Origin of the sequence: Microbacterium sp. NPDC091382 (genome assembly GCF_044757025.1) — a bacterium.
In the GTDB taxonomy this organism is placed as follows: Bacteria; Actinomycetota; Actinomycetes; order Actinomycetales; family Microbacteriaceae; genus Microbacterium.
The window spans coordinates 656,821-683,709 of record NZ_JBIVUD010000002.1 but is presented as its reverse complement, the minus strand read 5'-3'; the positions used below and the strand labels follow the sequence as shown (position 1 = coordinate 683,709).

Genomic DNA, 26,889 nt, shown 5'->3' with positions numbered 1-26,889 from the left:
TTCGCTCCGTGGGTCAGCGGACGGCGCCGTCGACAGGCGCGGGGACGTGGTGACGACCGATGGGGAGGACCAGCGGGCGTCCGGTGAGGGGGTCGGGGATGACGCGGCTCTCGAGGCCGAACACCTCGCGCACCGTGTCGGCCGTCAGGACCGTCTCGGGATTCCCCGATGCGAAGACGCGGCCGGCGGACATAGCGACGAGGTGATCCGCGTACCGTGCCGCGAGGTTGAGGTCGTGGAGGACCATCACGATCGTCGTGCCACGCGACCTATTCAGATCGGTCAGCAGGTCGAGGACGTCGATCTGGTGGCTGACGTCGAGGAAGGTCGTGGGCTCGTCGAGCAGCAGGACGTCCGTCTGCTGAGCCAGAGCCATGGCGATCCAGACGCGCTGACGTTGACCGCCCGAGAGCTCGTCCACGGGACGATCCGCGATCGCGACGATGTCGGTCGCCTCGAGGGCTCGCGCCACCGCGTCGTCGTCGGCCGGTGTCCACCGGGCGAGCGGTCCGTGATGCGGCGTGCGTCCCCGGCTGACGAGGTCGGAGACGGCGATCCCCTCGGGGGCGATGGGCGACTGGGGGAGCAGCCCGAGATCCCGGGCCACGCGTTTGGTCGGCATCCGATGGATGTCCTTGCCGTCCAGCACGACTCGGCCGGACTTCGGCGGGAGCAGGCGTGCCATCGCCTTGAGCAGCGTCGATTTGCCGCACGCGTTGGCGCCGACGATGGCAGTCACCTGTCCCGCGGGCACCGTCAGATCGAGCGTGTCGACGATCGTCCGGTCTCCGTAGGCGAGGGTGATGGCCTCAGCGGAGAGGGTGCGGTGGACGGTCATAGGGAGCCTCCCGAGCGGCTGCTGCGGATGAGAAGGACGATGAGGTACGGCGCCCCGAGCACACCGGTGACCACGCCGACGGGCAGACGGAGGCCGAGCAGGTACTGCCCGACGAAGTCCGCCACGAGGACGAGAAGTGCTCCGAAGAGCCCGGCGGCGAGCACGGGGGATCCCACGGGGCCCAGCATCCGCGCCGCTATGGGGCCTGCGAGGAAGGCGACGAAGGAGATGGGGCCCGCCGCGGCGGTGGCGAACGCCAGCAATGTCACGGCGGCGATGATGAGCAGGATCCGGCGCCGCTCGACCGGAACCCCGAGTGCGGCCGCCGTGTCGTCGCCCAGGCGCAGCAGTTCCAGATCGCGCGTCAGCCACAGGATCACCGGGACGCCGATGGCCACGGCGACGACGAGAGGAACGGCTTCGTTCCAGGACGCCCCGTTCAGGTTTCCGGTGATCCATCGCATCGCCGCCTGGAGGTCCCATTCGGCGGCTCGTGAGAGCACGTACGCGACCACGCTGTTGAAGATCGCTGCGACGCCGATCCCGATCAGGATGAATCGCGCACCGGCCCCGCCGTCCTTGAACGCGAGGAGATAGATCGTGAGAGCGGTGACGAGTGCGCCGACGGTCGCCAGGACCGCCACGGGGGTCTGGTCGAGCGAGAGGAACACGATCCCGATGACGGCCGCGGCGCTCGCGCCGGCATTGATTCCGATGATGTCCGGGCTGGCCAGGGGGTTGCGGAGCATCGTCTGGAAGACGGCGCCCCCGATCCCGAAGCAGGCTCCGGCGAGAAGTCCGACCGTCGAGCGCGGCAGGCGGAGCTCACCGACGGTGAAAGAGGCACCGGGGACGAGCTGACCGGTCATCACCCCCCACACGTCGGCGGGGGAGTAGAAGGTCTGGCCGACCATGAGAGACACCGCGTAGACGGCCACGACGGCGAGTGCGAGAACGGTCGTCACGACAAGACGCCGGCGTGCACGCCGCGATCGTCCACGAGCGACGATGTCGAGCGTGGACTGCTGAATGGATGCCGCGGTCACAGTGCACGCATCTTCTGTCGACGGACGATGGCGATGAAGAACGGAGCGCCGATGAGGGCCGTGACGACACCGACCTCGACCTCCTGGGGCGGGGCGATCACGCGCCCCACGACATCGGCGACGGCCAGGAGGCCACCGCCGACGAGCGCGGATACGGGGAGGAGCCAGCGGTGGTCGGGGCCGACGAGGAGCCGGCACACGTGGGGGACGATCAATCCGACGAAGCCGATCGGACCCGCCACCGCCGTCGCGGCCCCGCAGAGGATGACCGCGCCGAGTGCCGCGATCAGGCGTGCTCGCTGCACGCGCTCGCCCAGTCCTGCGGCCAGATCGTCGCCGAGTGCGAGCGAGTTGAGTCCGCCGGCGGAGGCGAAGCAGATCACGGCGCCCACGATGAGGAAGGGGATGACCAGCATGTTCTTATCGGCCGTCGCACCGCCCACGCCGCCGATCTGCCAGAACCGGAACACGCTCATGACGTCGATCCGGGGAAGGAGGATCGCGCTGATGAGCGACGTGAAGGCCACAGCGGTCGCCGCCCCGGCCAGCGCGAGCTTCAGTGGACTCGCGCCGCCACGCCCGAGCGAGCCGACCAGGTACACGAAGAGCGCTGCGACGGCCGCACCGAGCATGGCGAGCCAGATGTACCCGAAGGCGTCAGAGATGCCGAAGAACGCGAGGCCGATGACGACGGCGAGGGAGGCGCCGCCGTTGATGCCCAGGATCTGCGGGTCCGCGAGCGGATTGCGCGTCACGCCCTGCATGACGGTGCCGGCGATGGCGAGCGCGGCGCCGACCAGGAGTGCCAGGATCGTCCGCGGGACCCGCTTGGCCACCGCGGCGGCGGAGGCGGTGTCGATGTCTCCCGACAGGCCGGCGAGGATGTCCTGGAGGCTGACCGACCTCGCTCCCAGCGTGACCGACAGGACGGCGGCCAGCGCGACGAGCGCGATCAGCACGACCAGCCAGGCGACGCGGCGTCGTCGCGGCCGCCGCCCGGAGGACGGGGCGGCGGCGGCGATCGCGCGCGGTGCGAGAGAAGTGGACACGTCTACGGGGAAAGCGCCTTATGAGGCCTTCTTCGCCGCCTCGGCGAGCATCTTGATGTACTCGCCGGTACGTGCGTCCGGGATGGACAGGGGGCTCGGGTTGGCGGCAGCGGCGAGCGGGCTGTTCACGGCGGGCAGGACCACGACGGCACCGTTCTTGACGGCCGGGATGCGGGACAGCAGCGGATCCGCCTGCATGGCGGCGAGGGTCGAGTCATCGCCGTAGGTGACGATGACCTGGACGTCGCTGAAGCGTTCGATGTCCTCGGTGCTGTTGGTGATCCAGAACTCCTCGGACGTCTTCGACTGCTCCTCGACCGTCTTGGCCGGGACCATGCCCAGGTCTTCGAGGAACTTCGCGCGCGGGTCCGCGAGCGAGTAGAAGCCGATCTGGCTGAGGTTCGTCGCGTCGTACGAGCTGAAGATCACCTTCTTGCCGGCGATCTCGGGGTACTTCGCGACCTCGTCGTCCAGCGTCTGCGTGAGCTTCGTGACGAGCTCTTCCGCCTGCGCCTTGAGCCCGAGCGCCGTGCCGTTGGTCACGGTCAGCTCCTGCCAGGTGGTTCCCCATGCGACGGTGGGGTAGGCGACGACGGGAGCGATCTTGCTGAGCTTGTCGTAATCCGCCTTGTTCAAGCCGGAGTAGGCGGCGAGGATCACGTCGGGTGCGGTGTCCGCCACCCCCTCGAAATCGATCCCCTGTGCCTCGTCGAACAGTGTCGGCGTCTCGGCATCCATCGCCTTCAGCTTGTCCTCCACCCAGGGGAGGACGCCGTCGCCGTTGTCGTCGCCCCAGGTGACCGCCGGCATGCCCACGGGGACGACGCCGAGTGCGAGAGCCGCCTCCTGATTGCCCCAGGACACCGTGGCGACGCGCTTCGGCTTGCTCGTGATGGTCGTCTCGCCGAAGACGTTCTTGATGGTGACGGGGAAGCCGCTCGCCTCCGTCGACGTCGACGCGTCGCCACTCGCGGCCGGTGCGCTACTGGTGGCGCAACCGGTCAGGACGAGGAGGGATGCGGCGGCAAGGGCGAGCGCGGTGCGGATGCGAGGCACGGAGGTCTCCTGAAAGAGATGATTAGGGTCGCCTAACCTTACATCGACTCACGGGGAGACGGAAACCGCGCGTCACCGCGACGCAGTCGCCCGTGACGGACTCCGACGACCGAATGCCCGCATCGCCTGCCTCGCGGTCAAGCCCGGCAGATAGGCGCGCGCGAGAGCGAGGCCGATCGCCGGCAGGGCGAGGGGATCGGCGTAGACGAGGTGCAATCGATGGAATTCGGGCCGGAACTTCGTCTTGAATCGGAGCAGGGATCGGAACCCGTAGACGGGTTCGAGCGAGCGACTGAGGACGGCCAGGACGGCGCGAAGCGTCGCAGACTGACCTCCGGGATCGACGTCCACAGCCAGAGGGGCGCCGGAGAGGCTGACGAAATCCAGCCCCTGACCTCCTGCCTGAAGGATCGTCCGACCGATGAGGAACTCCATGACCCCGTTCATGCTGTCCGGAGCGCGTCTCATGAAGTCCAGAGTCCACCCGCGGATGCGGCCATCCTGGTACGTCGGCAGCCAGCTGGTCACAGCGTGCACGCGATCGTCGCCGTCGACAGCGATCATCAGTCTCACCTCGTCGTCGCGGAGCTCGTCCATCCCACCCAGGGTGAACCCCATCTCGGGGAGGTCTCGCTCGGCCACCCACAGCTCCGAGATGTCGCGCACCTGCGCCGCGTGCCGTGGTGTCAGGTCGCGGAACCGCACCCACGATGCAGTCAGGCCCTCTTTCTCGGCACGATTGACAGCCGTACGGACATCCTTCATCTTGCCGCCCTGGAGCGTCCATCCCGTCGGGCGGACGACCGTCTCCTCCGCGACCGCGATCGAGCCGTAGCCGCGGCGGACGAGGCCGGCGCGGAAGTCGTCCGTCACCGAGCAGAAGGCGACCGTCCAGCCGTGCAGCGCACACCACCGCGCGAAGGCGTCGGCTGTGTCTGCTGCGCGGCCGGCCGCGCAGATCGGGTCTCCGGTCGTGATGGCGACGTCGTTGATCACGCGGTACGCCACCGCTCCGCCCCCGGGCGCGAACCAGTAGCTGTTGCCCTCCCACGTCGTCATCCACGAAAGGGTGCCGACGGATCCGCCGCGCAGCATGCCCAGGATCCGGTTGCGCGCAACGCTCTGGCCGGTGCCGGTCGGGAATCGGCTGTTCATCCCGCGCCACGCGATGACGATGAGGAGGGCCCAGAAGAGCGGTCCGACCGTCTGGGACACGAGAGAGGCGATAGGCCCCGTGGCCACCATGTCGACGGGCTCGAAGGCCAGGAAACCCACGGGGATGATGTGCTCGGGCAGGTCGAGGACCAGTGCCGAGACCGTCGCCGTCGGTGAGAATTGGTCGCGCACGGACCAGCCGACCGCCAGGTAGACGGCGGAGGTTCCGAGGAAGGCCAGAACGCTCAGCAGGATGAACCGGGCCGCAGGGTGGCCGCTGCTGGGACGGGGGAAGAGCGGTCGGGCCAGGAAGAGGACGGCTGCGAGCCCCGCCGGTACCAGGGTGGCGACGAGGTCGAACGCGCCGTACTCCTCGGCTGCGGCGGACTGGAACCGCGCGTACTCGGACGAGGCGATGAGCGGAAGGAAGCCGTAGTACACCGCTGCCAATACGGCGAACAGAGCATTCAGGACGATCGCGAGGTACAACCCCACCCGTCGGCCGCGATGGATGCCTCGGGCGGCCAGGAGCAGGGCGACGAGCGGGAGGAGCGTCACCAGAACCGCGCCCGGACCGTCGAGTCTGGTCAGGGCGAGTGCGTCGAGACACTGTCGTGTCAGCTCGCCGGTCTCGCAGTGCGCGGTCACGAAGGCCGGATCGTGGAGCTCGTCGCGGAACAGGGAGCCGAGAGGATTCAGGACCCCGGTACTGCGCGGGGCGAGGATGGACAGCACCGGCCCGAGGGCGGTCACGGCGACGACCGCCGCCAAGAGCGTCCGCGCCTCTCGACGGCTCGCGCGGAGGCGCGTGAGACCGAGCGGTCGACGCGCCAGCATCACTCCGCCGAGGACGCCCACGATTCCGGCGCCGAGACGGTACTGGTCGGCCGGTGCCCCCGCGTACAGAACGAGGACCGCCAAGATCGCGAAACCGACGATCCGCACCCGTCGGCGGAGTAGGGGGCTCGCGAACGCGCTCGCCGCCATGACCGTGCCGGCGACGGCGATCGTCGGATCGAAGACGTGATGGCTTCTGCCTTCCTGCGCTCCGTACAGGTTGGATACGAGCCCGAGTGCCTGAGCCGACAGGCCGAGGAAGATGCCGAGGACCGTCACCCCGGCGAAGACCGCCAGGGTCCTGGCGTGACCCATACGGCGCTCGCTCCATCCCACGCCGATGACGACGGCGAGGAGGCTCGGCAGCAGGCCCCCGGGCTCGGGGACGAAGAAGACGGCGGTGAGCACCGACAACCAGTCGTGCTGGAGGAGCACCGTGTCGAAGCCCGTGGCGGCGATGGCGTCGAGGGTGCGCCGGAAATCTCCGGGGGACCGTGTGAAGCGGTAGATGCTCGCAAGGGCGACGAGCGCGGTGACGGCCCACGTCACGGGAACGGACTGTGCCGCGCGCAGGGCGACGACGAGCGCGCTCCGACGCGCTGTGCCGGGTGTGGCGGCTGCGATCGTCATCGTCCGTCCAGCCCCCAGTGGGCGGCGATCAGGGGGAGACCATGGGCGAAGATGGCCGCCCAGGCGTGGGCATCGTGCGCCGTGTTCGGCACCTCGATGTAGTGGGTGGACATGCCTGCGGCGCGGGCGTCCTCAGCGAGGATCTTGACGCCCGGCATGAACCTGTTGTCCATCGCCCCCACGCCGAAGACGGCGATCGTGTCCTTGTACGGAGCGTGCGCTGCCATGATCGTCGAGGGTTGCGCGGCGTCGAACGCGTGGAGATCCCCGCCGAAGCCTTCCGTGATCGTCTTCGTGTACGAGCCCAGGCCCGGGTACTGCTGTCCCGAGGCGTCGAGGATGGCATCGAACAGCTCCGGATGCGCCGCGCCCAGCTGGATCGAGCAGGTCCCACCCTGGGAGGCCCCGCCCACGCCCCAGGACCCCGGCGCGAGAGTCGGATTGAGATGCGTTCGGATCCAGTGGGGGACGTCGACGGTCAGATAGGTCGCGGAGTTCCCGGCACGTTCCGAATCGAGACACATCGGATTCGTGCCCGGCGAGCCGAGCTGATCAGGTGACACGACGATGGGGGCGAGCCCTCGATGCGCGGAGGCGTACTCGTCCAGCCTCTCGCGAAGATGGTCGGTCACCAGCGGGTCCTGGGGGGATCCCGGTTGCCCGGACATCATGATCAGCACCGGCAGGCGGGGCGGATTGTGCACCAGTGCGGCCGGCGGCAGGTACACGACGGCGGGGCGGGTCTCGAAGTGCGACACCGTGCCGGGGATGTGAACCGAGCTCAGTGTGCCGCGCGAGGGCATGTCGGACGGGGCCCGCCAAGAGGCGATCGACGACGCATCCTCCCGGGCTTTCGCGATGTGGGGGAGTCCCTCGTCGATCGACGAGATCCCGAGCGCGCTGCCGATCGTCGGGTACTGGCCGAAATCGATGTTCACACCCATCGCCGCGGTCCCTGCGAACAGCAGGGCCGCGACGACGCTGCTGACGGCACGCCGCCACGTTGCCCGCCACAGGGATGCGAAGGACAGCGCGACGCCGGCGAAGCCTGCCACGACCCACCCGCGGGAGACGGGGGTCAGATCGGCATCGAAGAGGTCGAGTCTGTCGGACAGGAGCCACGTCGTCGCCAGGCCCATCGCCGCGCCGAGGAGCGTCGTCATCGACGAGGTGACGAGCCAGCGACGACCGCTCCACCGCCGCGACGGGCGACGGCTGAGGAGGAAGAGGAAGGTCGCCGCCGCGACCAGGTCGGTGATGACGACGACGGGCCCGTCGGTGATCCCGACCCCCAGCAGAACGTTCATGAGGCTCCTTCCCATCCAGTGTTGTTCTGCCCGACGGTCGACGATGGATGCGAGGGCCACATCGAGGGAACTTCATAGCCGCGGCATAGGAAGGGGCCGCGGCGCCGCGAGGGATCACGTCGGGCGAGCGCCGTATACTGGGCGTTTGGCCACTCGGCCGCCTCCCCACGAAGAACGGATGTCTGCTGTGCTCGCCGTGCACGATCTCGAGATCCGCGTCGGTGCGCGCACGCTCATGTCGGACGTCTCGTTCCGGGTGTCACCCGGCGACAAGATCGGACTGGTCGGTCGGAACGGCGCCGGTAAGACGACGCTGACGAAGGTGCTCGCCGGCGATCTCATTCCCGCCGACGGCGGCGTCGATCGCACCGGCGAGCTGGGATACCTGCCGCAGGACCCGCGTTCGGGGGACCCGGAGATGCTCGCGCGCACCCGCATCCTCGACGCTCGCGGCCTGGGATCCCTGGCGATCGGGATGAGGGAGACAGCGGAGCAGATGGCGTCCGCGGATGCCGCGGTGGCCGAGCGTGCCATGCGGAAGTACGGGTCGCTGACCGAGCGTTTCGAAGCGCTCGGCGGGTACGCCGCCGAGGCCGAAGCGGCCTCGATCGCCCACAACCTCTCGTTGCCGGACCGCATCCTCGATCAGCCGCTCAAGACGCTGTCGGGCGGTCAACGCCGACGCATCGAGCTCGCCCGCATCCTCTTCTCCGATGCGCAGACCATGATCCTCGACGAGCCGACGAACCACCTCGACGCCGACAGCGTGGTGTGGCTGCGCGAATTCCTCAAGGGCTACAAGGGCGGGCTGATCGTGATCAGTCACGACATCGACCTCGTCGGTGAGACCGTCAACCGTGTGTTCTACCTCGACGCGATGCGCCAGGTCATCGACGTCTACAACATGAACTGGAAGAACTACCTCCGCCAGCGCGCCGCCGACGAGGAGCGTCGCCGCAAGGAGCGCGCCAACGCCGAGAAGAAGGCGACCGCGCTGCAGCAGCAGGCCGCGCGTTTCGGTGCGAAGGCCAGCAAGGCCGCGGCGGCGCACCAGATGGTCGCGCGGGCGGAGAAGCTCCTCGCAGGTCTCGACGACGTGCGCCAGGACGACCGCGTCGCGAAGCTGCGATTCCCCAAACCCGCTCCGTGCGGCAAGACGCCGCTCATGGCCAAGAACCTTTCTAAGTCCTACGGCTCGCTCGAGATCTTCGCGGGCGTCGACCTGGCGATCGATCGCGGTTCCCGCGTCGTGGTGCTCGGCCTCAACGGTGCCGGTAAGACGACTCTCCTCCGCATCCTCGCGGGTGTGGACAAGGCGGACACCGGGATCATCGAACCTGGTCACGGGCTGAAGATCGGCTACTACGCGCAGGAGCACGAGAACCTCGACGTCACCCGGTCCGTCCTCGACAACATGATGTCGGCCGCACCGGACATCACCGCCACCGAGGCGCGCAAGGTGCTCGGTTCGTTCCTCTTCACCGGTGATGACGTGCTGAAACCGGCCGGGGTGCTGTCGGGCGGCGAGAAGACCCGCCTCTCGCTGGCAACCCTGGTGGTCTCGTCCGCGAACATGCTCCTGCTCGACGAGCCGACGAACAACCTCGACCCGGCTTCGCGCGAGGAGATCCTCGGCGCGCTCGCGCACTACGAGGGCGCCGTCGTGCTCGTCTCGCACGACGAGGGCGCCGTGGAGGCGTTGAACCCCGAGCGCGTGCTCATCCTCCCGGACGGGGTCGAGGACATCTGGGGCCGGGACTACATCGACCTCATCACCCTCGCCTGATCCCACGCCCTGGCGAAATCTCAGCGGGCGTCGAGGAGTTCGTCTTCCGCCTCCATGTCGCGGTCGCGCCGGCGGGGGTTTCGCGGCGTCCGGGACCGCGGGCCGTGTTCCTCGTCCTCGCGCCGGTGTCGGATCTCGGTGCGGATCATGTACCAGATGAAGACGAACCCCATCACGGCGAACAGGATCCACTGGATCGCATACGACAGGTAGGGTCCGGGGTCCGCCGACGGGTCCTCGAGCGCGTTCGGCCGCTCAGTGGGTTGCGGGGTCTCCTGTGTCATCACCACGTACGCGGACTCGACCATGCTGTCCGTCTGGCCGGTCTCTCGAGCGATCAGACGCAGATCGATCGTGGGTACCTGGCCGTCGGCGGCGGAACGACCTTCACGGGCAGCCGGTTCACCGGGCTGAAGGCGGCCGACGACGGTGACGTCTCCGCTCGGAGGTGCGGGAACGCGGTCGGGCGCCGGCTGGTCTTCCCCCGGCCGGACCCACCCGCGGTCGATGACGACGACGCGACCGTCGTCTGTGCGGAAGGGTACGAGGACTTCGAACGCACTCGTTCCGCCGTGCGGGCGGTTCCGCACGAGGAGGCCGTCACCCGCGAGGTACCGACCGGTGAGCTCGACCGGTCGCCATTCGTCAGCCGGATCGAATGCGCCGCCCGGCAACAGCTGCTCGAAAGGAACGGGGGCCTGCGAGTAGTTGTTCGTGACGAGGGCGAGTTCCGCGTCTCGCTCAGCGTTGCGGGAGAACTGCCAGTTGGACAGCATCGCGCACGCGATGGCGAAGACGACGGCCATCGCCACGTACCCGCTCCACCGGAGCGCCGTCTCCCGGTTCACGATGCGGAGGCGGCCGTCATCGGGGCGACCTCGACGGGGAAGTTCCGGGAGGCGAGGTAGTCGCGCAGGAAGTCGACGTGGTCCGGACAGGCGGCCCACACTTTCCGCCGATCCGCGGCGTGGATGCGCGGGTTCCGCCAGACGACCCGCCATGCCGCGTCGGCGCGGCAGCCCGCTCGAGAACACTGCGGCGCGGTCATCGGTCCTCCCGCGGCGGGGACTCCTGAATCCGGAAGACGCCGTCGTCCGGATCGACCGGGGCAGCGGATGCCGACGGTGCCGACTCGATCTCGCGCGAGGGTCGCTCGGCCACGACGACCTCCTCACCGGTGCCCACGTTCGCCACCACCACCGCGAGGTAGGGGAGCACCGCGGCACCCGCTGCGAAGATCCACGTCTGCCAGCCGTACGGGGTGACCGTCACCATGAGGATGAAGCACGCGACGCGCACCGTCATCATGATGACGTAGCGGCGGGTGCGCGAGCGGGCGTCGATCTCGGGTGCGGTGGCGAGAGAGGTCGCCGACTGCGGGCGGTCGTGCGGAGTGCGGCGGGACGTGGCGGGGCTCCTCAGGAGACCTGGGTGAGGGCGGGCACGGACGCCGCGAACACGAAGATGAACAGCAGCCAGATCAGGAACAGCAGCAGCCAGAACCCGGCGCCGATCCACCCAAGGATGGTGCCCCACAGGGCAAGCCCGCGGCCGTTCTCGCCGGACGTGCTGACCTGCTTGAGCCCCATGTGTCCCGTGATGATGCCCGCGATCGATGCCAGGAACGGGATGAGGGTGAGACCGACGATGGAGGCGATGAGCGAGATGATCGCCAGGACGTTGGTGGGCCGGACCGGTGCCGCGTAGCCGTAGCCGGGCTGACCGTAGGGCTGCTGGCCGTATCCGGCCTGAGGGTAGCCGGGCTGAGTGTACGTCGGCTGCGGGTAGGCGGGCTGCCCGTACTGGGCAGGAGGGGCCATGGGAGGCGCGTACGGCGGGGCCGCGGGCGACGAGGCGTCGGGCGCGGGCCGCGCCGGCGGCACGTCCGTGGGCTGCGGCGGGGTGTTCGTGGCGTCGGTCACGTCCGTCTCCTTCAAGCGAGTTGCCACCAGACTACCGGTCGACCGCGCGGGTAGGCTGGTGCGGTTCACCCGCCTCGGAGCAAGGAGAAGAATGTCCCGCGAGCGCGTCGTCCTGGTCACTGGAGGCAACCGCGGCATCGGCCGCGCGATCGCCGAGCGCTTCGTCGCGGATGGGTTCGCCGTCGCCGTCACGGCGCGTTCGGGGGAGGGCCCTGAGGGCACGCTGACGGTCCGCGCCGACGTGACGGATGCCGCCTCCCTGGACGCCGCGTACACCGAGGTCGAGCAGAAGCTCGGCCCCGTCGAGGTGGTCGTCGCCAACGCCGGCATCACGAAGGACACTCTGCTCCTGCGCATGACGGAGGACGATTTCGATTCGGTCGTCTCGACCAATCTCGGGGGAGCCTTCCGCGTCGTCAAGCGAGCGGCGAAGGGGATGCTGCGGGCCAAGTGGGGCCGCGTCATCCTCATCTCCTCGGTCGTCGGCCTCTACGGGTCGGCGGGGCAGATCAACTACTCGTCGTCGAAGAGTGCCCTCGTCGGGTTCGCGCGATCGCTGACGCGTGAGCTCGGCTCACGAGGGATCACCGCGAACGTCGTCGCTCCCGGGTTCATCGAGACGGACATGACGGCGGCGCTGCCCGACGAGACCCAGGCGGATTACAAGAAGAGCATCCCGGCCGGCCGATTCGGCGCGGCCGACGAGGTCGCAGCGGCCGTCGTCTGGTTGGCCTCCGATGACGCCGCATACATCTCGGGCGCCGTCATCCCCGTCGACGGCGGCCTCGGGATGGGGCACTGACCCCCGTCAGCGCACGGCCTCGATGATCCGCCGTGCCAGCTCGGTCGGCGCCGAGAACTGAGGCCAGTGGCCGGTTCCGAGCCGGACGATCTCGGCGTCGTCGATCGCGGCGAACTCCGCCGCGAAATCGTTCCACGCGGCCACGACCTGTCGGAACGTCTCCTCGTCCATGGATCCCATCAGCATCGTCACCGGTACCCGGTGGCGTTCGGTGCCCGCCATCGCGACGGCGTCGGTGGGCACGCGCCGGGGGACGGAGGCCGTCAGCGGCGCCGTGCGTGCGCGCATCTGCTCGTCGAGGTCCGCCGTGTCGTCGGCATCGAAGTAGTCCCACCCCGGGAAGGGGATCACGCCGTCCACGACGGGGAACTCCGAGATGTCCGCTCCGGGCGGTGGAGGGGTCGTGTCGACGAAGACGACGCGGCGGACGCGGTCGGCACGCTGCTCCGTTGCCGCCCACGCCACGTTGCCGCCGCCGCTGTGACCGACGAGGATCACAGGCCCGTTCACCCTGTCGATCTCTGCGACGACTGCGTCGACCCACTCGGCGAGGCCCACATCGGACTCAGGAGTGCCGACCCCGGGGAGGGTCAACGGATGCGGCGTGTGTCCCGCGTCGCGGAGGACGGGGATGACGTCGTCCCACGATTGCGCGGTCAGCCACAGGCCGGGGATGAGGATGATGTCCATGTCGGCAGGGTACGACGCGCCCCCGACATGCCCCGTGGGTCAGGGAAGCAGCGGAATGAGCTCCGACAGGTCCACGCGACCCGCGACGAGGTCGGCGCGGAGCCGCACGGCGGGTTTCGCGTTGAAAGCGACGCCGAGACCCGCGGCATCCATCATCATCAGGTCGTTCGCCCCGTCACCTACGGCGATCGTGGCCGATGGTCGGACGCCATAGGCGCCCGCCCACTCGCGCAGCGATGAAGCCTTCACGGCAGCGTCGACGATCCGGCCGTCGACCGTGCCGCGGAGGATGCCGTCGGTCACCGCCAGGCGATTCGCCCGCCAGACGTCCACGCCCAGGTCCGGGGCGACCGTGTCGAGGATCTCGTGGAACCCGCCCGAGACCACCGCGGCGATCCCGCCGCGGTCGTGGATCGCGGCGATCAGCTCGCGCACCCCGGGGGTGGGCTCGATGCGAGACAGGACGCGCGCGAAGGACGCCACCGGGACGCCCGCCAGCTCCGTCACCCGTGAGCGCAGGCTCGTCGCGAAGTCGACCTCGCCCCGCATCGCCGCCTCGGTCGCCGCGGCCACCTCGGCCCCGCGCCCGGCTTCATCGGCGATCAGCTCGATGACCTCGTTGCGGATGATCGTGGAGTCGGCGTCGAACACGACGAGGAATCGGGCGTCAGGCACCCGACCACGCTATCGGCTCGGATGCTGTGGCCAGGTCTCTCAGGACGGGATGCGGATGTTCTTGCCGACGACGGTCAGCCCGCTGTCGGTGACGGTGAATCCGCGAGACAGGTCGAGCTCGCGGTCCACGCCCACCGTCGCGCCGGGCTCGAGGACGACGTTCTTGTCGAGGATCGCGCGATGGACCCGGGCCCCCGCGCCGACACTCACGTGGTCGAAGAGAACCGAGTCGGTGATCGTCGAACCGCCGCCCGAGAGCGTCCACGGTCCGAGAACGCTGCGCTCCAGGTGCGTCCCCGACAGGACGCAGCCGAGCGACACGATCGAGTCGATCGCGTTCCCGATGCGGCCCACCCCGTCGCGCACGAACTTGGCGGGCGGCGAGTTGACCGACTGCGACCGGATGGGCCAGTCCGTGTTGTACAGGTTGAAGATCGGCAGCGCGGAGATCAGATCCATGTGCGCGTCGAAGAACGAGTCGATCGTGCCCACGTCCCGCCAGTAGTCCCGATCGCGATCGGTCGACCCCGGCACGTCGTTGCGCTGGAAGTCGTACACCGCCGCCTCGCCGCGCGAGACGAAGTAGGGGATGATGTCGCCGCCCATGTCGTGATTGGAGGTCGGCAGTTCGCCGTCCGCTTCGACCGCTTCGATGAGCGCGTCCGTGTCGAAGACGTAGTTGCCCATCGAGGCGAGCACCTCGCCCGGGTTGTCGGGAAGGCCGGTGGGGTTCTGCGGCTTCTCGAGGAAGTCGCGGATCGTGACCCCGTCGGCCGGGTCGACGTCGATGACGCCGAACTGGTTGGCGAGGCCGATCGGCTGGCGGATGCCGGCGACCGATGCGCGGGCACCCGAGGCGATGTGCGCATCGATCATCTGCTGGAAGTCCATGCGGTACACGTGGTCGGCGCCGATGACGGCGACGATGTCGGGCTTCTCGTCGTGGATCAGGTTCAGCGACTGGAGGATCGCGTCGGCCGAGCCGGAGAACCAGCGCTTGCCGAGCCGCTGCTGCGCCGGCACGGACGTGACGTAGGCGCCCAGCAGCGCCGACATGCGCCACGTCTGCGAGACGTGGCGGTCCAGACTGTGCGACTTGTACTGCGTCAGGACGACGATCTGGCGGAGCTCCGAGTTGATGAGGTTGGAGATCGCGAAGTCGATGAGACGGTACTGCCCGCCGAAGGGGACGGCGGGTTTCGCGCGGTCCTGGGTGAGCGGCATGAGGCGCTTGCCCTCGCCACCGGCGAGGACGATACCGAGGACCTTCGGTGATGCTGGCATGTGCTCACACTATGGCGATTTGCAACGGGCAAGCGAGGACTTTGGTGCGTGTTCCGTGTGGCCTAGAGTTCGGTCCATGCGCGTCGACATCGTCACGAAGGAGTACCCGCCGGAGATCTACGGCGGGGCGGGGGTCCACGTCACGGAGCTCGTTTCGGCGCTGCGCTCGCGCATGGAGGTGCAGGTTCGCGCGTTCGGCGGACCGCGGGACGAGGCGGACACGACGTCGTACGCCGTCCCCGAAGGTCTCTCCGGCGCCAATGCGGCCGTGCAGACTCTCGGCACCGACCTCGAGATCGTCGGCGACGTCGCCGGCGCCGACGTCGTGCACAGCCACACCTGGTACGCGAACTTCGCCGGTTTCCTCGCGTCGAAGCTCCACGGCATCCCGCACATCGTCACCGCCCACTCTCTCGAGCCGCTGCGTCCGTGGAAGGCCGAACAGCTCGGCGGCGGGTACGCGGTGTCGAGTTACGTCGAGAAGACCGCGTACGAGAACGCGGCCGCCGTCGTCGCCGTCAGCGACGGGATGCGGCGCGACATCCTGCGCAGCTACCCCGCGCTGGACCCCGCCAAGGTGCGCGTCATCTACAACGGCATCGACGTCGACGCCTGGCAGCCGCGCGAGGACCCGGATTTGCTGTCGCGGTGGGGGATCGACCCGTCGCGGCCGTCCGTCGTCTTCGTCGGTCGCATCACGCGGCAGAAGGGTCTGCCCTACTTCCTCCGGGCCGCGGAGCTCCTCCCGCCCGAGGTTCAGCTCGTCCTCTGCGCCGGAGCGCCCGACACGCCCGAGATCATGGCCGAGGTCCAGGACCTCGTCCGGACGCTGCAGGAGACCCGGGACGGCGTCGTCTGGATCGAGGAGTTCCTGCCCCGTCCCGACCTCTGCGCCATCCTCACGTCGGCCACCACGTTCGTCTGCCCCTCGATCTACGAGCCCCTCGGCATCGTCAACCTCGAGGCGATGGCCTGCGGCGCCGCCGTCGTCGGGACGGCGACCGGCGGCATCCCGGAGGTCGTCATCGACGGCGTCACGGGACGTCTGGTCCCGATCGACCAGGTCGAGGACGGCACCGGCACCCCCGTCGATCCGGAGCGCTTCGTGGCGGACCTGGCCGCGACCCTGACGGAGGTCGTCTCGGATCGCGAGCAGGCCCGCGCGTACGGGCGGGCCGGCCGGGAGCGCGCGGCATCCGAGTTCAGCTGGGAAGCGATCGCGGATGCCACGGCAGAGCTGTACCGAGAGGTCACGGCGACCGGCCGGTAGCCTGCCGGCGCGGCTGCGCCCGGTCGATAGGCTGGGAGCATGCCTCAGGTGCTCGAACTCGCCGACGTCGTCGTCCGCCGCAATGCCCGCAACATCGTCGACGGGATCGACTGGACGGTCGACGCGGATCAGCGCTGGGTCGTCCTCGGCCCGAACGGAGCGGGCAAGACGACCATCCTGCAGCTCGCCGCGACGCTCACCCACCCGAGTTCGGGTACGGTCACCGTCCTCGACGAGGTGCTCGGACGCACCGACGTCTTCGACCTCCGCCCCCGGATCGGCTTCGCATCCTCGGCGATGGCCAAGCGGGTGCCCCAGGACGAGACGGTCCTCGACGTCGTCCTGACCGCGGCCTACGCCGTGGTCGGACGGTGGCGCGAGGACTACGAGGCGATCGACGAGCGGCGTGCCCGGCGAGTCCTCGGCGAGTGGGGCCTCGCGGACCTCGCCGACCGTACTTTCGGCACGCTGTCGGACGGCGAGCAGAAGCGCGTTCAGATCGCGCGCGCCGTCATGACCGACCCGGAGTTCCTTCTGCTGGACGAGCCGACCGCCAGCCTCGACCTCGGCGCCCGGGAGGAGCTGCTGAGCCTGCTGAGCGGATACGCGAAGGAGGAGTCGACGCCCGCGATGATCATGGTCACCCACCACGTCGAGGAGATCCCCGTCGGCTTCACCCATGTCCTGCTGCTGCGGGACGGCGCCGCGGTCGCGCAGGGCCCGATCGCGCAGACGCTGACGGCGGAGAACCTGACGGCGACCTTCGGAATGCCGATCACGCTGACGTCGCAGGACGGCCGGTTCGCCGCACGCGCGGCATCCTGATAGAATCTTGCGTTGGCGCGTTCGCGCTGCAGACTTTCACCCGCTCCTGGCAAAATCCAGGGCACTTCGTGAGGAACCCAATGAAGACTGACATCCACCCCGAGTACCGCGCCGTCGTTTTCCGCGACCTCGGCTCCGGCGAGACCTTCCTGACCCGTTCGACGGTCTCCAGCGACAAGACGATCGAGCTGGACGGTGAGACCTACCCGGTCATCGACGTCGAGATCTCGTCCGCTTCGCACCCGTTCTACACGGGCAAGCAGCGCATCATGGACTCGGCCGGTCGCGTCGAGAAGTTCAACCAGCGCTTCAAGAACTTCGGCAGCAAGTAAGCAGTCGTCCTCGAAGGCCCCGCTCCGGCGGGGCCTTCGTCGTTCCCGGACGCGGGTCCGTCAGCGGATGGGCCAGCTCCCGTCCACGTCGGCGTCGAGCCGGCCGATGCGGACGAAGTACTCGCTGAGGCTCTCGGCCTGCGCCCGCGCCCACCCGATCTGCTGCGTGTGGAGGTCGTCGGCCGAGACGTCGAGGTCGAAGCGAGCGGCGATCGCTTGCGCGACGCGTCCTGCGGCGATCGCATCGGCGGCGGCGTCGTGCGCGCCCTCGAGGGTGACGCAGTAGTGCGCGGCGACGACCTCGAGCGTGCGCTTGCCGCGGCGGTACCGGTCGTAGGTCTTGTCGACGACGAGCGGGTCGATGACGGGCGAGGGCGCCTCGATCGGTGGGACACCGTGACGGATGCCTTCGTACTTCAGCAGCGAGAAGTCGTAGGGCGCGTTGTAGGCGACGACCGGAATGCCGGCGGCGAACAGGTCGCGCAGCGTGGCGATCACCTCGGCGACCACTTCCGCCGCAGGGCGGCCCTCGCGGCGGGCCCGCTCCGTGGTGATGCCGTGGACCGCCGTCGCGCCTGCGGGGATCTCGATTCCGGGATCAGCGAGCCAGGTCCGCGCGTCTATCACGGCGCCGGACGCGTCGAGCACTCCCACATGGGCGCTCACGACCCGATCGGAACGGACGTCGATGCCGGTCGTCTCGAGGTCGAAGACCCCGAGCGGTCCCGCCCAGGGACCCGGTGCGACGGCCTCCGTCGCGACCTCTGCGATCACGACGGGCTCCGTCGTGGCGACGACCGGGTCGACTGCCGCGGTCGCGGAGAGGATCGCAGCGGGAACGGTCTCGTTCCCTGTGCCGTCGTTGCCCGTGCCGTCACCCCATGTGCCGTCATTCCACGTGTCGTCGTCCCACAGCGGAAGATCGTGTCCGGCGCCCATGCATCGACGCTACGGTCGACCGCGGACATCGCGCCGGACGACGCGCCGCCGATCGGGAGGCGGGCGCCCCACTCGTAGACTCGACGGGTGACTGCCGCCAATCCGTACTCCGACCGCCTTGCGGCCGTCCGCGTCGAGCGGCGAGAGGCGACGGTGGCGGGAGCGCGCACCGCGTACTGGGTGTACGGACCGGAGGATGCCGAGACCACGATCCTCGCCGTGCACGGATTCCGCGGTGACCACCACGGTCTCGAGCCGATCGTGGCCTACCTCGACGGCGTGCGGATCGTCTCTCCCGATCTGCCGGGCTTCGGCGAGACGCCGGCGTTCCCGGGTCGGCACGATCTCGACGCCTACGCGTCGTGGCTGACCGCCTTCGCCGACGCGGTCGCCCCCGGTGCCGTGGTCCTGGGGCATTCCTTCGGATCGATCGTGTCGTCGGCGGCTGTGGCACGCGGGCTCGCGACGCCGCGCCTGATCCTCGTGAACCCGATCGGCGCCCCCGCGCTGGAGGGTCCGCGCGGCATCCTCACGCGTCTGGCGATCTTCTACTACTGGGCGGGTGCACGGCTTCCGCGTCCGCTCGGCGACGCGCTGCTGCGGAACCGCCTCATCGTGCGCATCACGAGCGTCGCGATGGCGAAGACGACGAATCGTCGCCTCCGCGCCTTCATCCACGACCAGCACGACACCTATTTCTCGCGTTTCGCCGACCGGGACACCTTGCACGAGGCATTCGTCACGTCGGTCTCGCACGACGTGCGCGAGGTTGCTGGCCGCATCGACGTCCCGACTCTCCTGATCGCAGCCGAGCGGGACGACATCACGCCGCTGCCCGCCCAGTTCCGGTTGCAGCAGATGTTCCGGGATGCCGATCTCGTCGTGATCCCCGAGGTGGGGCACCTCATCCACTACGAGACGCCGCGGTCCGCGGCATCCGCCATCACGCGCTTTCTTCGGCCTTCCGACGTCGATACGCGTTGACGTTCATGCGGTTGCCGCAGTTGCCCGTGTCGCAGTAGCGCTTCGAGCCGTTCTTCGAGTAATCGATGTAGACGGCCTCGCAGTCGTCCGCTGAGCAGACGCGCACGCGGTCGAACTCGTCGGAGCGGATGACGTCGACGAAGGCCATGGCCACCTCGACCGTGATGCGGGTGGCGAGAGGAGCCGCGTCGTCGGTCGCGTGGATGTGCCAGTCGTAGCCGTCGTGGATCACGAGCTGGGGGAGCGCCTTGCTCTCGCGGAGCATCGCGTTGACGATGGGGACGGCCGAGACGCGATCCCCCGTCCACAGCATGCGGAGTCGTGACCGCGCCGCGCGCAGCTCGGAGAGTTCGACGTCATCGCGGCGGATGACGCCGCTGTAGGGGTGTTCGCGCAGGAAAGCCGCCAGATCGTCCAGCGTGGCGAGGCGATCGACGCCGTCGACCTCGGGCAGCGAATTGACGAGGTCGGTGGCCGCGCGCAGCGAGGTCTCCGTGTCACGGATGAACATGATCTTGACTCCTGACGCTCGCCGTCGGTACTGTCACCAGTGTAATGACACTTAGGTCATGACGTTTCGCTCTCATCCGCGAGGACACCAGATGACCCGGACGCTCCCCGAACGTGTTCCCGCCCGCACCGCGCGCGTCTCGGTGCCCTCTGCGGGCATGGTCCTCGCGGTCGCGAGTGCTCTTGCCTTCTCGGTGAGTGGACCGATCGCCAAGCCGCTTCTCGAAGGGGGCTGGTCGCTCGCCGGGGTTCTCGCGATCCGTATGGGAGTGGCGGGGCTGGTGCTCTCGCCCGCCCTCCTCCGCACCCTGCTGCGCCGCCGCGACTTCCTCCGAGAGCACGGGGTGTCGCTCGTCGCCTTCGGGCTCATCCCGGTCGTCGGCTGCCAGGTGTTCTACTTCTCGGCGCTGCAGCGGATGCCGGTCGGCGTCGCGCTGCTGATCCAGTACCTCGCGCCCGTCATGCTCGTGCTCTTCGTCTGGGCGAGGACGCGGCGCGCCCCGTCGCGCATCGTCGTCGTGGGGTCGATCGTGGCGATGATCGGTCTCGTCCTGGTCGTCGATGTCTCGGGAGCGCGCTTCGATCTGCCGGGCACCGCGTTCGCGTTGCTGGCGGCGGTCTGCGCCTGCGTCTACTTCGTCATGAGTGAGCGAGCCGGCGATGATCTTCCCCCGCTCGCCCTCGCCGCCGGCGGTCTGCTCGTGGGGACGGTGACGATCCTCGCGCTGGCTGCCGTCGGCGTCCTCCCGCTGACGGCATCCGCCGCGCCGGTCGACCTCGTGGGGATGACGGTCCCGCCTCTGGTCCCCCTCGCGCTCGTGGGACTGTGCACGGCTGCGGGGTACGCGCTCGGGATCATGGCGGTCCCGCGGATCGGCTCCCGGTTGGCATCCTTCGTCGGGCTCTCCGAGGTGCTGTTCGCCCTGACCCTCGCGTGGCTGCTGCTCGGCGAGGCGCCGGCGGCGGTGCAGTTCGCCGGCGGTGCGCTCATCCTCGCGGGCGTGATCCTGGTCCGGATCGAGGAGCGCGCGCCCGCGGATGTCAGCTCTCCCGCCGAGCCGCTGCCAGGAGAGGTCGCACCCGGTACCCGATGACCTCGCCCATGGCGAGGGACGTCTCGGTGCGTTCGACGCCGTCGATGGCCAGGATCCGGGCATCGATGTCGAAGAGATGCTGCGTATCCATCGCGGCGACGCGGACGAGGAGATCCACGGGCCCGCTCAACCCGTGACACTGCACGACCTCGGGGATCTCCTGCAGCTCCGCCGTGATGCGCGGCAGGTCGGCCTGCCGGACCTGCACGTGGAGGATCGCGTCGATCGCGTAGCCCAGCGCGGCGGGTGACATGGCACGCTCGAAAGAGAGGAAGACGCCGGACCGCTCCAGCTTCGCCATGCGCGCCTGGACCGTGTTGCGCGACAGCCCCAACCGTTCGGCGAGCGCGACCACGGTCGCCCGATGATCCTCGGCGAGGGCGTTCAACAGCTCGAGGTCCACGTGGTCCAGGGCGCTCATAGTGCCACACCATAGCAGCAGGGTTCGCGGCCGTTTACGCATCCTGCTCAATGTTCTCCGCAATGCTTGAGCGAGGTGCGATGTCGGCTTAGTCTCGCAGCATCCGGCGACGAGGCCGGTGTTCTGCGCCGGTCGTCCGTCCACAAGACGCGCGTCCGCGATCAGAGAGGGACGATGATGACCGACACTCTGACCCCCGCCGCCGCGCTGGCGAGCGATACCGAGGATGTGGCCCGCCTGCTCGACCACGAGGGGCGCCGCGTGCGGGACGAGCGACTGGACCCCTGGGCCGCCGACGTCGACGCGCCCATGCTGCGCGAGGTCTACCGCGACATGTTCCTCTCCCGCCGGCTCGACGCAGAAGGCGTCGCCCTCCAGCGCCAGGGGCACCTCGGCCTGTGGGCTCCGGCGCAGGGTCAGGAGGCCGTTCAGGTCGGCACCGCGTGGGCCTGTCACGACGACGACTTCCTCTTCCCGAGCTACCGCGAGATCGGGATCGAGGTCGTCCGCGGAGTGCAGCCGAAGGACTTCGTCATGGTCTGGCACGGCGCGCAGCACGCGAGCTGGAACCCGTTCGACGTCCACGTCGCGAACCCGCAGATCATCATCGGAGCGCAGAGCCTGCATGCCGTCGGTTATGCCATGGGCATCCAGCGCGACGGCGGCGATCAGGTCGCGGTCGCCTATTTCGGCGACGGCGCGACCAGCCAGGGCGATGTCAACGAGGCGATGATCTTCGCCTCGTCCTACGGCGCCCCCGTCGTCTTCGTCTGCTCCAACAATCAGTGGGCGATCTCGGAGCCCGTGCAGTTGCAGTCGCGGACGCCGATCTCGCACCGGGCGCCGGGATTCGGCATCCCGAGCCTGCGGGTCGACGGCAACGACGTCCTCGCCTGCATCGCGGCGATGCGCTGGGCGGCCGATCACGCGCGGAGCGGCCGCGGCCCCGCCTACCTCGAGGCGGTCACCTACCGGGTCGGGCCGCACACGACCTCGGACGATCCGACCCGCTACCGTGACGCCGACGAGGTCGCGCAGTGGAAGGCCCGCGACCCGTTGGCGCGAGTCGAGTCGTACCTGCGCTCGCTCGGCGCCTTCGACGACGCGTTCGCGCAGACGCTGACGGCGGATGCCGACCGTTTCACCGCCGCGATGCGCAGCGCCGTCGTGGGGGCCGAGGCGCCGGAGCCGTTGCGCGTGTTCGATCAGGTCTACGCCGAGCCGCACAGCGGGCTGGACGAGCAGCGCGCCCGTTTCGCCGTCTATCTCGACGGATTCTCGGACGGGGGTGCACGATGACCGAGCTGACGATGGGCAAGGCCCTCACCGCGGCGATGCGTCGCGCTCTCGCCGACGACGACAAGACCCTCGTCATGGGCGAGGACATCGGACGCCTCGGCGGCGTCTTCCGCATCACCGACGGGTTGCAGTCGGAGTTCGGGCCGCGACGGGTGGTCGACACGCCGCTGGCGGAATCCGGCATCGTCGGGACCGCGGTCGGCCTCGCCTTCCGCGGCTTCCGGCCGATCGTCGAGATCCAGTTCGACGGCTTCGTCTACCCGGCCTTCGATCAGATCGTCAGTCAGGTCGCGAAGCTCCATTACCGCACGCAGGGGCGCGTGAAGATGCCGATCACGATCCGCATCCCGTGGGCGGGCGGTGTCGGCGCCGCCGAGCATCACTCCGAATCGCCCGAGGCGTACTTCGTGCACACCGCGGGCCTCCGCGTCGTCGCGGTGTCGAACCCGCAGGACGCCTACACGATGCTCCGCCAGGCGATCGCGAGCGACGACCCGGTCGTGTTCTTCGAGCCCAAGCGGTTGTATCACGCGAAGGGCGAGGTCGACCTCGACGCCGACATCGCCGACGCCGCTCCGCTGGGTCTCGCGCGGGTGGTCCGAGAGGGCACCGACGTCACCGTCGTGACGTACGGCGCCCAGGTGACGACGGCACTGGATGCCGCGCTCGCCGCCGAGGACGAGGGGATCTCGCTCGAGGTGATCGACCTGCGCTCGCTGTCTCCGGTGGACTACGGCACGGTCGCGGCATCCGTCCGCCGGACCGGCCGGGTCGTCGTGACGCATGAGGCCTCCCGCGAGGCGGGGGTCGCGGCGGAGGTCATCGCCAGCATCACGGAGAAGTGCTTCCACTACCTCGAAGCTGCGCCCCTGCGAGTGACGGGGCATGACATCCCCTATCCGCCGGCGAAGCTCGAACATCACCACCTGCCCGATCTCGACCGCATCCTCGATGCCGTCGACCGGGTGCTGGGGCGCCCGTCGGGAGTCCAGGAGGTGACCGCATGATCACCGAGTTCCGTCTTCCCGACCTCGGCGAGGGCCTTCGCGAAGCCGAGATCGTTCAGTGGCACGTCGCCGCCGGCGACGAGGTCACGCTCAACCAGACGATCGCCGAGGTCGAGACCGCGAAGGCGGTCGTCGAACTCCCATCGCCGTTCGCGGGCACCGTCTCAGCCCTCCACCATGCCGAGGGCGATGTCGTTCCGGTCGGCGAGGTGCTGATCGCTTTCGACGTCGCCGGAGCGGGCACGGATGCCGTAGCGGCGCCCGCTGCAGAGTCGAGGCGCGAGCCGAACCTCGTGGGGTACGGCGCCGCGCCGCGGAGTGATGCCCGTCCGCAGCGTCGCGCCCGCGCCGGCTCGGGCGGCGACGCCGTCGACCTCGCCGTCCGCGAGGCGGCGCCGCACGACGCGATCGCGCCGAGTGCCCCCGAGCGCGAACCGCGCGAGCGTCCCCGGTCCACGCCGCCCGTCCGCAAGCTCGCGAAGGACCTCGGGGTCGATCTCGACCTCGTGGCGGCTCACGGGATCGACGGTCTGATCACGCGGGAGGACGTCGAGTCCTATGCGGCACGCACGGCGCCGGCCCCGGCCGGGACGGCACCTGCTGCTACATCACCGTTATCCGTCGCTCCCACAGCGGCCTCGCCGTCCGACGAGCGGATCCCTATCCGCGGCGTCCGCAAGCACACGGCGGACGCCATGGTGCGGTCCGCATTCACGGCGCCGCACGCAGCGACCTTCCTGACGGTCGACGTGACGGCATCCGTCTCCTTCGTGGCGGGACTGCGCGCCGACCGGCGCTACGCGGACGCCCGTGTCGGGATCATGGCGGTGGCCGCGAAAGCGGTGTGCCTGGCCCTTCGCCGCACCCCGGAGCTCAACGCGACGTGGGATGAGGCAGCGGGGGAGATCGTGCGCTTCGGGCAGGTCAACCTCGGGATCGCCGCCGCGACCGATCGCGGGCTCGTCGTGCCCTCGGTGAAGGATGCCGGCGCGCTGTCTCTCGTCGACCTCGCCCAGTCGATCCGCACCCTCGCCGACACGGCGCGGGCGGGCAAGGCGACGCCCGCGGATCTGTCCGGCGGCACCTTCTCGATCACGAACTACGGCGTGTTCGGCGTGGATGCCGGGACTCCGATCCTCGTGCCGGGAGAGGCCGGCATCCTCGGTCTCGGCGCCGTGCAGCGCCGTCCGTGGGAACACGAGGGCGCCGTCGCCCTGCGCGAAGTCATGACGCTGAGTCTGTCGTTCGACCACCGGTTGGTGGACGGGGCCGAGGCGGCCCGATTCCTCACGGATGTCGGCGACGTGTTGCGGGAGCCGGGAAGGGCGATGGTGTTCGGATGAGCATGCCGATGACGGGATACGACCTCACCGAGGAGCAGGTCGAGCTGGCGGGACTCGTCCGTTCGTTCGCGGACGGGGTGGTCGCGCCGGTCTCGTACGAAGCCGACCGGACGAAGACCCTGCCGATGGACGTCGTCGCCCAGATGGGCGACATGGGACTGTTCGGCCTGCCGTTCCCGGAGGACGTCGGGGGACAAGGCGGCGACTACGTCACCTTGGGGCTCGCGATCGAGGCCCTCGCCCGTGTGGACCAGTCGATCGCGATCACGCTCGAGGCGGGGGTGAGCCTCGGCGCCATGCCGGTCTTCCGTTTCGGGACGGACGCGCAGCGCGCGGAACACCTGCCCGATCTGCTGGCCGGCCGCGCGCTCGCAGGGTTCGGGCTGACCGAGCCGGAGGCGGGATCGGATGCCGGGGCCACCCGGACCACCGCGCGCCTCGACGGCGGCGAGTGGGTGGTCGACGGTGCCAAGCAGTTCATCACCAACTCGGGCACTCCCGTCACCCGCTTCGTGACGGTGACCGCCGTCACGAGCGAGCCGGGGGCTGCTGCCCGCGAGATCTCGACGATCATCGTTCCGCACGGAACGCCGGGTTTCACCGTGGGTCCCGCGTACGACAAGGTCGGGTGGCACGCCAGCGACACGCATCCGCTGGTCTTCTCGGGTGCGCGGGTGCCCGAGGCGAACCTGCTCGGGCAGCGGGGACGCGGTTTCGCGAACTTCCTCCACATCCTCGACGAGGGGCGGATCGCGATCGCGGCGCTCGCGACGGGTGCGGCGGAGGGATGTCTCGAGGCAGCGGTCGACTACGCGAAGAGTCGCGTCGTCTTCGGCGAGTCACTGGGCACCCGCCAGAGCATCCAGTTCATGCTGGCGCGCATGCAGCAGCGTGTCCACGTCTCACGACTCGCCTGGTTGCACGCTGCGCGCCTGCGCGACGCGGGGCGGCCGTTCAAAACGGAGGCGGCCATCGCGAAGCTCACCTCCAGCGACGCGGCGATGGACAACGCCCGCGACGCGACGCAGATCTTCGGCGGCAACGGGTTCATCAACGAGTACCCGGTCGCGCGGCACTTCCGCGACTCGAAGATCCTCGAAGTGGGGGAGGGGACGACCGAGGTGCAACTGCTCCTCATCGCGCGCTCGCTCGGGCTCGCCTGAGCCCGGGCGGACCCGTCAGGCGGGCAGCACCGACGAGGTCAGAAGCGACAACCAGTCGTCCTCGACCCGGAAGGTGTGCGCGGAGCCGTTGGCGAGCTTGTGCCCGGGCTCGGGATACTCGCCGGAGGTCGCGTGAGCGATCACGGTGCGGATGAGCCCGCCGTGGGCCACCGCGATGACGTGCGGCTCCTCCGGCGCGACCAGTGCACGGGCATCGGCCACCGCTTCTTGGATCCCGCGCAGTGCCCGGCTGGTCACCTCCGGCCACGGTTCGGCGCCGTGGACCTCCGCGGAGGCCCACGGACCCCAGCGGTCGAAGAACTCGGTGTCCGTGAGGCCCTCGGCATCCCCATACCCGCGCTCCTGCAGCGCGGGGTATGTGCGCGGCTCGGGGAGGTTCAGGATGCCGGCGATGATGCGCGCGGTCTCATGCGCTCGCGACAGGTCGCTCGAGACGAGGACGGTCGGGGTGGACCGATCGAGCGTCTCCGCGAGGGCGAGCGCCGCGACACGGGCCTGTTCCCGCCCGGTGTCGTTGAGGGGGATGTCTGTCGACCCCTGGATCCGGCGGGCGAGGTTCCAGTCGGTCTCGCCGTGGCGCACGAGGGTGAGAAGGGTCACCGGA

Annotated in this window: 28 protein-coding genes; 11 read left to right on the top strand and 17 right to left on the bottom strand. The window is 69.4% G+C overall.

What is annotated here, in order from left to right; all coding sequences use genetic code 11:
- Positions 1-13: 13 nt before the first annotated feature.
- The 6 genes from ACIQLK_RS10815 to ACIQLK_RS10790 all read right to left on the bottom strand — a co-directional run bounded on the left by ACIQLK_RS10815 (position 14) and on the right by ACIQLK_RS10790 (position 7,918).
- A complete protein-coding gene (locus ACIQLK_RS10815) occupies positions 14-838 on the bottom strand; it encodes an ABC transporter ATP-binding protein (RefSeq protein WP_400364785.1) in 825 nt (274 codons plus the stop codon).
- A complete protein-coding gene (locus ACIQLK_RS10810) occupies positions 835-1,884 on the bottom strand; it encodes a FecCD family ABC transporter permease (protein ID WP_400364784.1) in 1,050 nt (349 codons plus the stop codon). The genes ACIQLK_RS10815 and ACIQLK_RS10810 overlap by 4 nt, the downstream gene beginning before the upstream one ends.
- Positions 1,881-2,933 (bottom strand): FecCD family ABC transporter permease, encoded by a 1,053-nt coding sequence (locus ACIQLK_RS10805; RefSeq protein ID WP_400364783.1) that lies wholly within the window; start codon positions 2,931-2,933, stop codon positions 1,881-1,883. The genes ACIQLK_RS10810 and ACIQLK_RS10805 overlap by 4 nt, the downstream gene beginning before the upstream one ends.
- A gap of 18 nt (positions 2,934-2,951) precedes the next feature.
- Positions 2,952-3,989, bottom strand: coding sequence for an iron-siderophore ABC transporter substrate-binding protein (locus tag ACIQLK_RS10800; protein ID WP_400364782.1), 1,038 nt, complete (start codon positions 3,987-3,989; stop codon positions 2,952-2,954).
- A 72-nt stretch (positions 3,990-4,061) separates the two neighbouring features.
- Positions 4,062-6,611: a bifunctional lysylphosphatidylglycerol flippase/synthetase MprF gene (locus ACIQLK_RS10795; RefSeq protein ID WP_400364781.1), complete on the bottom strand. Its 2,550-nt coding sequence runs from the start codon at positions 6,609-6,611 to the stop codon at positions 4,062-4,064.
- Positions 6,608-7,918 (bottom strand): alpha/beta hydrolase, encoded by a 1,311-nt coding sequence (locus ACIQLK_RS10790; RefSeq protein WP_400364780.1) that lies wholly within the window; start codon positions 7,916-7,918, stop codon positions 6,608-6,610. The genes ACIQLK_RS10795 and ACIQLK_RS10790 overlap by 4 nt, the downstream gene beginning before the upstream one ends.
- 235 nt (positions 7,919-8,153) lie before the next feature.
- Between ACIQLK_RS10790 and ACIQLK_RS10785 the strand changes: the two genes are divergently transcribed.
- Positions 8,154-9,704, top strand: coding sequence for an ABC-F family ATP-binding cassette domain-containing protein (locus ACIQLK_RS10785; protein WP_400364928.1), 1,551 nt, complete (start codon positions 8,154-8,156; stop codon positions 9,702-9,704).
- Positions 9,705-9,724: 20 nt separating this feature from the next.
- Here ACIQLK_RS10785 and ACIQLK_RS10780 read toward each other — a convergent pair whose 3' ends face one another.
- The 4 genes from ACIQLK_RS10780 to ACIQLK_RS10765 are packed head-to-tail and all read right to left on the bottom strand — an operon-like array spanning position 9,725 to position 11,626.
- Positions 9,725-10,552 (bottom strand): SURF1 family protein, encoded by an 828-nt coding sequence (locus ACIQLK_RS10780; protein WP_400364779.1) that lies wholly within the window; start codon positions 10,550-10,552, stop codon positions 9,725-9,727.
- Complete coding sequence (locus ACIQLK_RS10775; RefSeq protein ID WP_400364778.1) at positions 10,549-10,752, bottom strand: hypothetical protein; 204 nt, start codon at positions 10,750-10,752, stop codon at positions 10,549-10,551. Before ACIQLK_RS10775 ends, ACIQLK_RS10780 begins: the two co-directional genes overlap by 4 nt.
- Positions 10,749-11,222, bottom strand: a complete 474-nt coding sequence (locus ACIQLK_RS10770) for a DUF3099 domain-containing protein (RefSeq protein WP_400364777.1) — start codon at positions 11,220-11,222, stop codon at positions 10,749-10,751. Before ACIQLK_RS10770 ends, ACIQLK_RS10775 begins: the two co-directional genes overlap by 4 nt.
- Positions 11,123-11,626 carry a DUF4190 domain-containing protein gene (locus ACIQLK_RS10765; protein ID WP_400364776.1) on the bottom strand — a complete coding sequence of 168 codons (504 nt, stop codon included), beginning with the start codon at positions 11,624-11,626 and terminating at the stop codon, positions 11,123-11,125. Before ACIQLK_RS10765 ends, ACIQLK_RS10770 begins: the two co-directional genes overlap by 100 nt.
- Positions 11,627-11,717: 91 nt before the next feature.
- On the opposite strand from ACIQLK_RS10765, the gene fabG reads away from it, so the two are divergent.
- Positions 11,718-12,428: a 3-oxoacyl-ACP reductase FabG gene (gene fabG, locus ACIQLK_RS10760; protein WP_400364775.1), complete on the top strand. Its 711-nt coding sequence runs from the start codon at positions 11,718-11,720 to the stop codon at positions 12,426-12,428.
- Between the two features lie 6 nt (positions 12,429-12,434).
- Here fabG and ACIQLK_RS10755 read toward each other — a convergent pair whose 3' ends face one another.
- The 3 genes from ACIQLK_RS10755 to glgC are packed head-to-tail and all read right to left on the bottom strand — an operon-like array spanning position 12,435 to position 15,077.
- Positions 12,435-13,118: an alpha/beta fold hydrolase gene (locus ACIQLK_RS10755; RefSeq protein ID WP_400364774.1), complete on the bottom strand. Its 684-nt coding sequence runs from the start codon at positions 13,116-13,118 to the stop codon at positions 12,435-12,437.
- 39 nt (positions 13,119-13,157) lie between these two features.
- Positions 13,158-13,793 carry a phosphoserine phosphatase SerB gene (gene serB, locus ACIQLK_RS10750; RefSeq protein ID WP_400364773.1) on the bottom strand — a complete coding sequence of 212 codons (636 nt, stop codon included), beginning with the start codon at positions 13,791-13,793 and terminating at the stop codon, positions 13,158-13,160.
- A 39-nt stretch (positions 13,794-13,832) separates the two neighbouring features.
- Positions 13,833-15,077 carry a glucose-1-phosphate adenylyltransferase gene (gene glgC / locus ACIQLK_RS10745; RefSeq protein WP_400364772.1) on the bottom strand — a complete coding sequence of 415 codons (1,245 nt, stop codon included), beginning with the start codon at positions 15,075-15,077 and terminating at the stop codon, positions 13,833-13,835.
- Between the two features lie 76 nt (positions 15,078-15,153).
- Between glgC and glgA the strand changes: the two genes are divergently transcribed.
- From glgA to ACIQLK_RS10730, 3 genes are all read left to right on the top strand, one after another.
- Complete coding sequence (gene glgA, locus ACIQLK_RS10740; RefSeq protein WP_400364771.1) at positions 15,154-16,347, top strand: glycogen synthase; 1,194 nt, start codon at positions 15,154-15,156, stop codon at positions 16,345-16,347.
- Between the two features lie 39 nt (positions 16,348-16,386).
- Positions 16,387-17,172 (top strand): ABC transporter ATP-binding protein, encoded by a 786-nt coding sequence (locus ACIQLK_RS10735; RefSeq protein WP_400364770.1) that lies wholly within the window; start codon positions 16,387-16,389, stop codon positions 17,170-17,172.
- A gap of 80 nt (positions 17,173-17,252) precedes the next feature.
- On the top strand, positions 17,253-17,504 hold the full coding sequence (locus ACIQLK_RS10730) for a type B 50S ribosomal protein L31 (RefSeq protein ID WP_018186539.1): 252 nt from the start codon (positions 17,253-17,255) through the stop codon (positions 17,502-17,504).
- Between the two features lie 60 nt (positions 17,505-17,564).
- Here ACIQLK_RS10730 and ACIQLK_RS10725 read toward each other — a convergent pair whose 3' ends face one another.
- Entirely contained in the window at positions 17,565-18,443 is an 879-nt protein-coding gene (locus tag ACIQLK_RS10725) for an exonuclease domain-containing protein (protein WP_400364769.1), read from the bottom strand.
- A gap of 87 nt (positions 18,444-18,530) precedes the next feature.
- Between ACIQLK_RS10725 and ACIQLK_RS10720 the strand changes: the two genes are divergently transcribed.
- A complete protein-coding gene (locus ACIQLK_RS10720; protein WP_400364768.1) occupies positions 18,531-19,427 on the top strand; it encodes an alpha/beta fold hydrolase in 897 nt (298 codons plus the stop codon).
- Here the strand turns inward: ACIQLK_RS10720 and ACIQLK_RS10715 are convergent.
- On the bottom strand, positions 19,387-19,941 hold the full coding sequence (locus ACIQLK_RS10715) for a CGNR zinc finger domain-containing protein (protein WP_400364927.1): 555 nt from the start codon (positions 19,939-19,941) through the stop codon (positions 19,387-19,389). The two genes, ACIQLK_RS10720 and ACIQLK_RS10715, sit on opposite strands and share 41 nt — an antisense overlap.
- Before the next feature lie 55 nt (positions 19,942-19,996).
- On the opposite strand from ACIQLK_RS10715, the gene ACIQLK_RS10710 reads away from it, so the two are divergent.
- Entirely contained in the window at positions 19,997-21,031 is a 1,035-nt protein-coding gene (locus ACIQLK_RS10710) for a DMT family transporter (protein WP_400364767.1), read from the top strand.
- Here the strand turns inward: ACIQLK_RS10710 and ACIQLK_RS10705 are convergent.
- Positions 20,979-21,452, bottom strand: a complete 474-nt coding sequence (locus ACIQLK_RS10705) for an Lrp/AsnC family transcriptional regulator (protein ID WP_400364766.1) — start codon at positions 21,450-21,452, stop codon at positions 20,979-20,981. The two genes, ACIQLK_RS10710 and ACIQLK_RS10705, sit on opposite strands and share 53 nt — an antisense overlap.
- A gap of 177 nt (positions 21,453-21,629) precedes the next feature.
- Here ACIQLK_RS10705 and pdhA point away from each other — a divergent pair, with 177 nt between their 5' ends.
- From pdhA to ACIQLK_RS10685, 4 genes are read left to right on the top strand one after another with little or no spacing between them, the layout of a single operon-like run.
- Positions 21,630-22,751, top strand: coding sequence for a pyruvate dehydrogenase (acetyl-transferring) E1 component subunit alpha (gene pdhA / locus ACIQLK_RS10700; RefSeq protein WP_400364765.1), 1,122 nt, complete (start codon positions 21,630-21,632; stop codon positions 22,749-22,751).
- Positions 22,748-23,758, top strand: coding sequence for an alpha-ketoacid dehydrogenase subunit beta (locus tag ACIQLK_RS10695; RefSeq protein WP_400364764.1), 1,011 nt, complete (start codon positions 22,748-22,750; stop codon positions 23,756-23,758). Before pdhA ends, ACIQLK_RS10695 begins: the two co-directional genes overlap by 4 nt.
- The gene (locus ACIQLK_RS10690; RefSeq protein ID WP_400364763.1) at positions 23,755-25,101 is read left to right on the top strand and encodes a dihydrolipoamide acetyltransferase family protein; all 1,347 of its coding nucleotides are present in this window, start codon (positions 23,755-23,757) and stop codon (positions 25,099-25,101) included. The genes ACIQLK_RS10695 and ACIQLK_RS10690 overlap by 4 nt, the downstream gene beginning before the upstream one ends.
- A gap of 8 nt (positions 25,102-25,109) precedes the next feature.
- A complete protein-coding gene (locus tag ACIQLK_RS10685; protein WP_400364926.1) occupies positions 25,110-26,264 on the top strand; it encodes an acyl-CoA dehydrogenase family protein in 1,155 nt (384 codons plus the stop codon).
- A gap of 15 nt (positions 26,265-26,279) precedes the next feature.
- Here the strand turns inward: ACIQLK_RS10685 and ACIQLK_RS10680 are convergent, their stop codons facing one another.
- Positions 26,280-26,885 (bottom strand): histidine phosphatase family protein, encoded by a 606-nt coding sequence (locus tag ACIQLK_RS10680; protein ID WP_400364762.1) that lies wholly within the window; start codon positions 26,883-26,885, stop codon positions 26,280-26,282.
- Positions 26,886-26,889 lie beyond the last annotated feature (4 nt).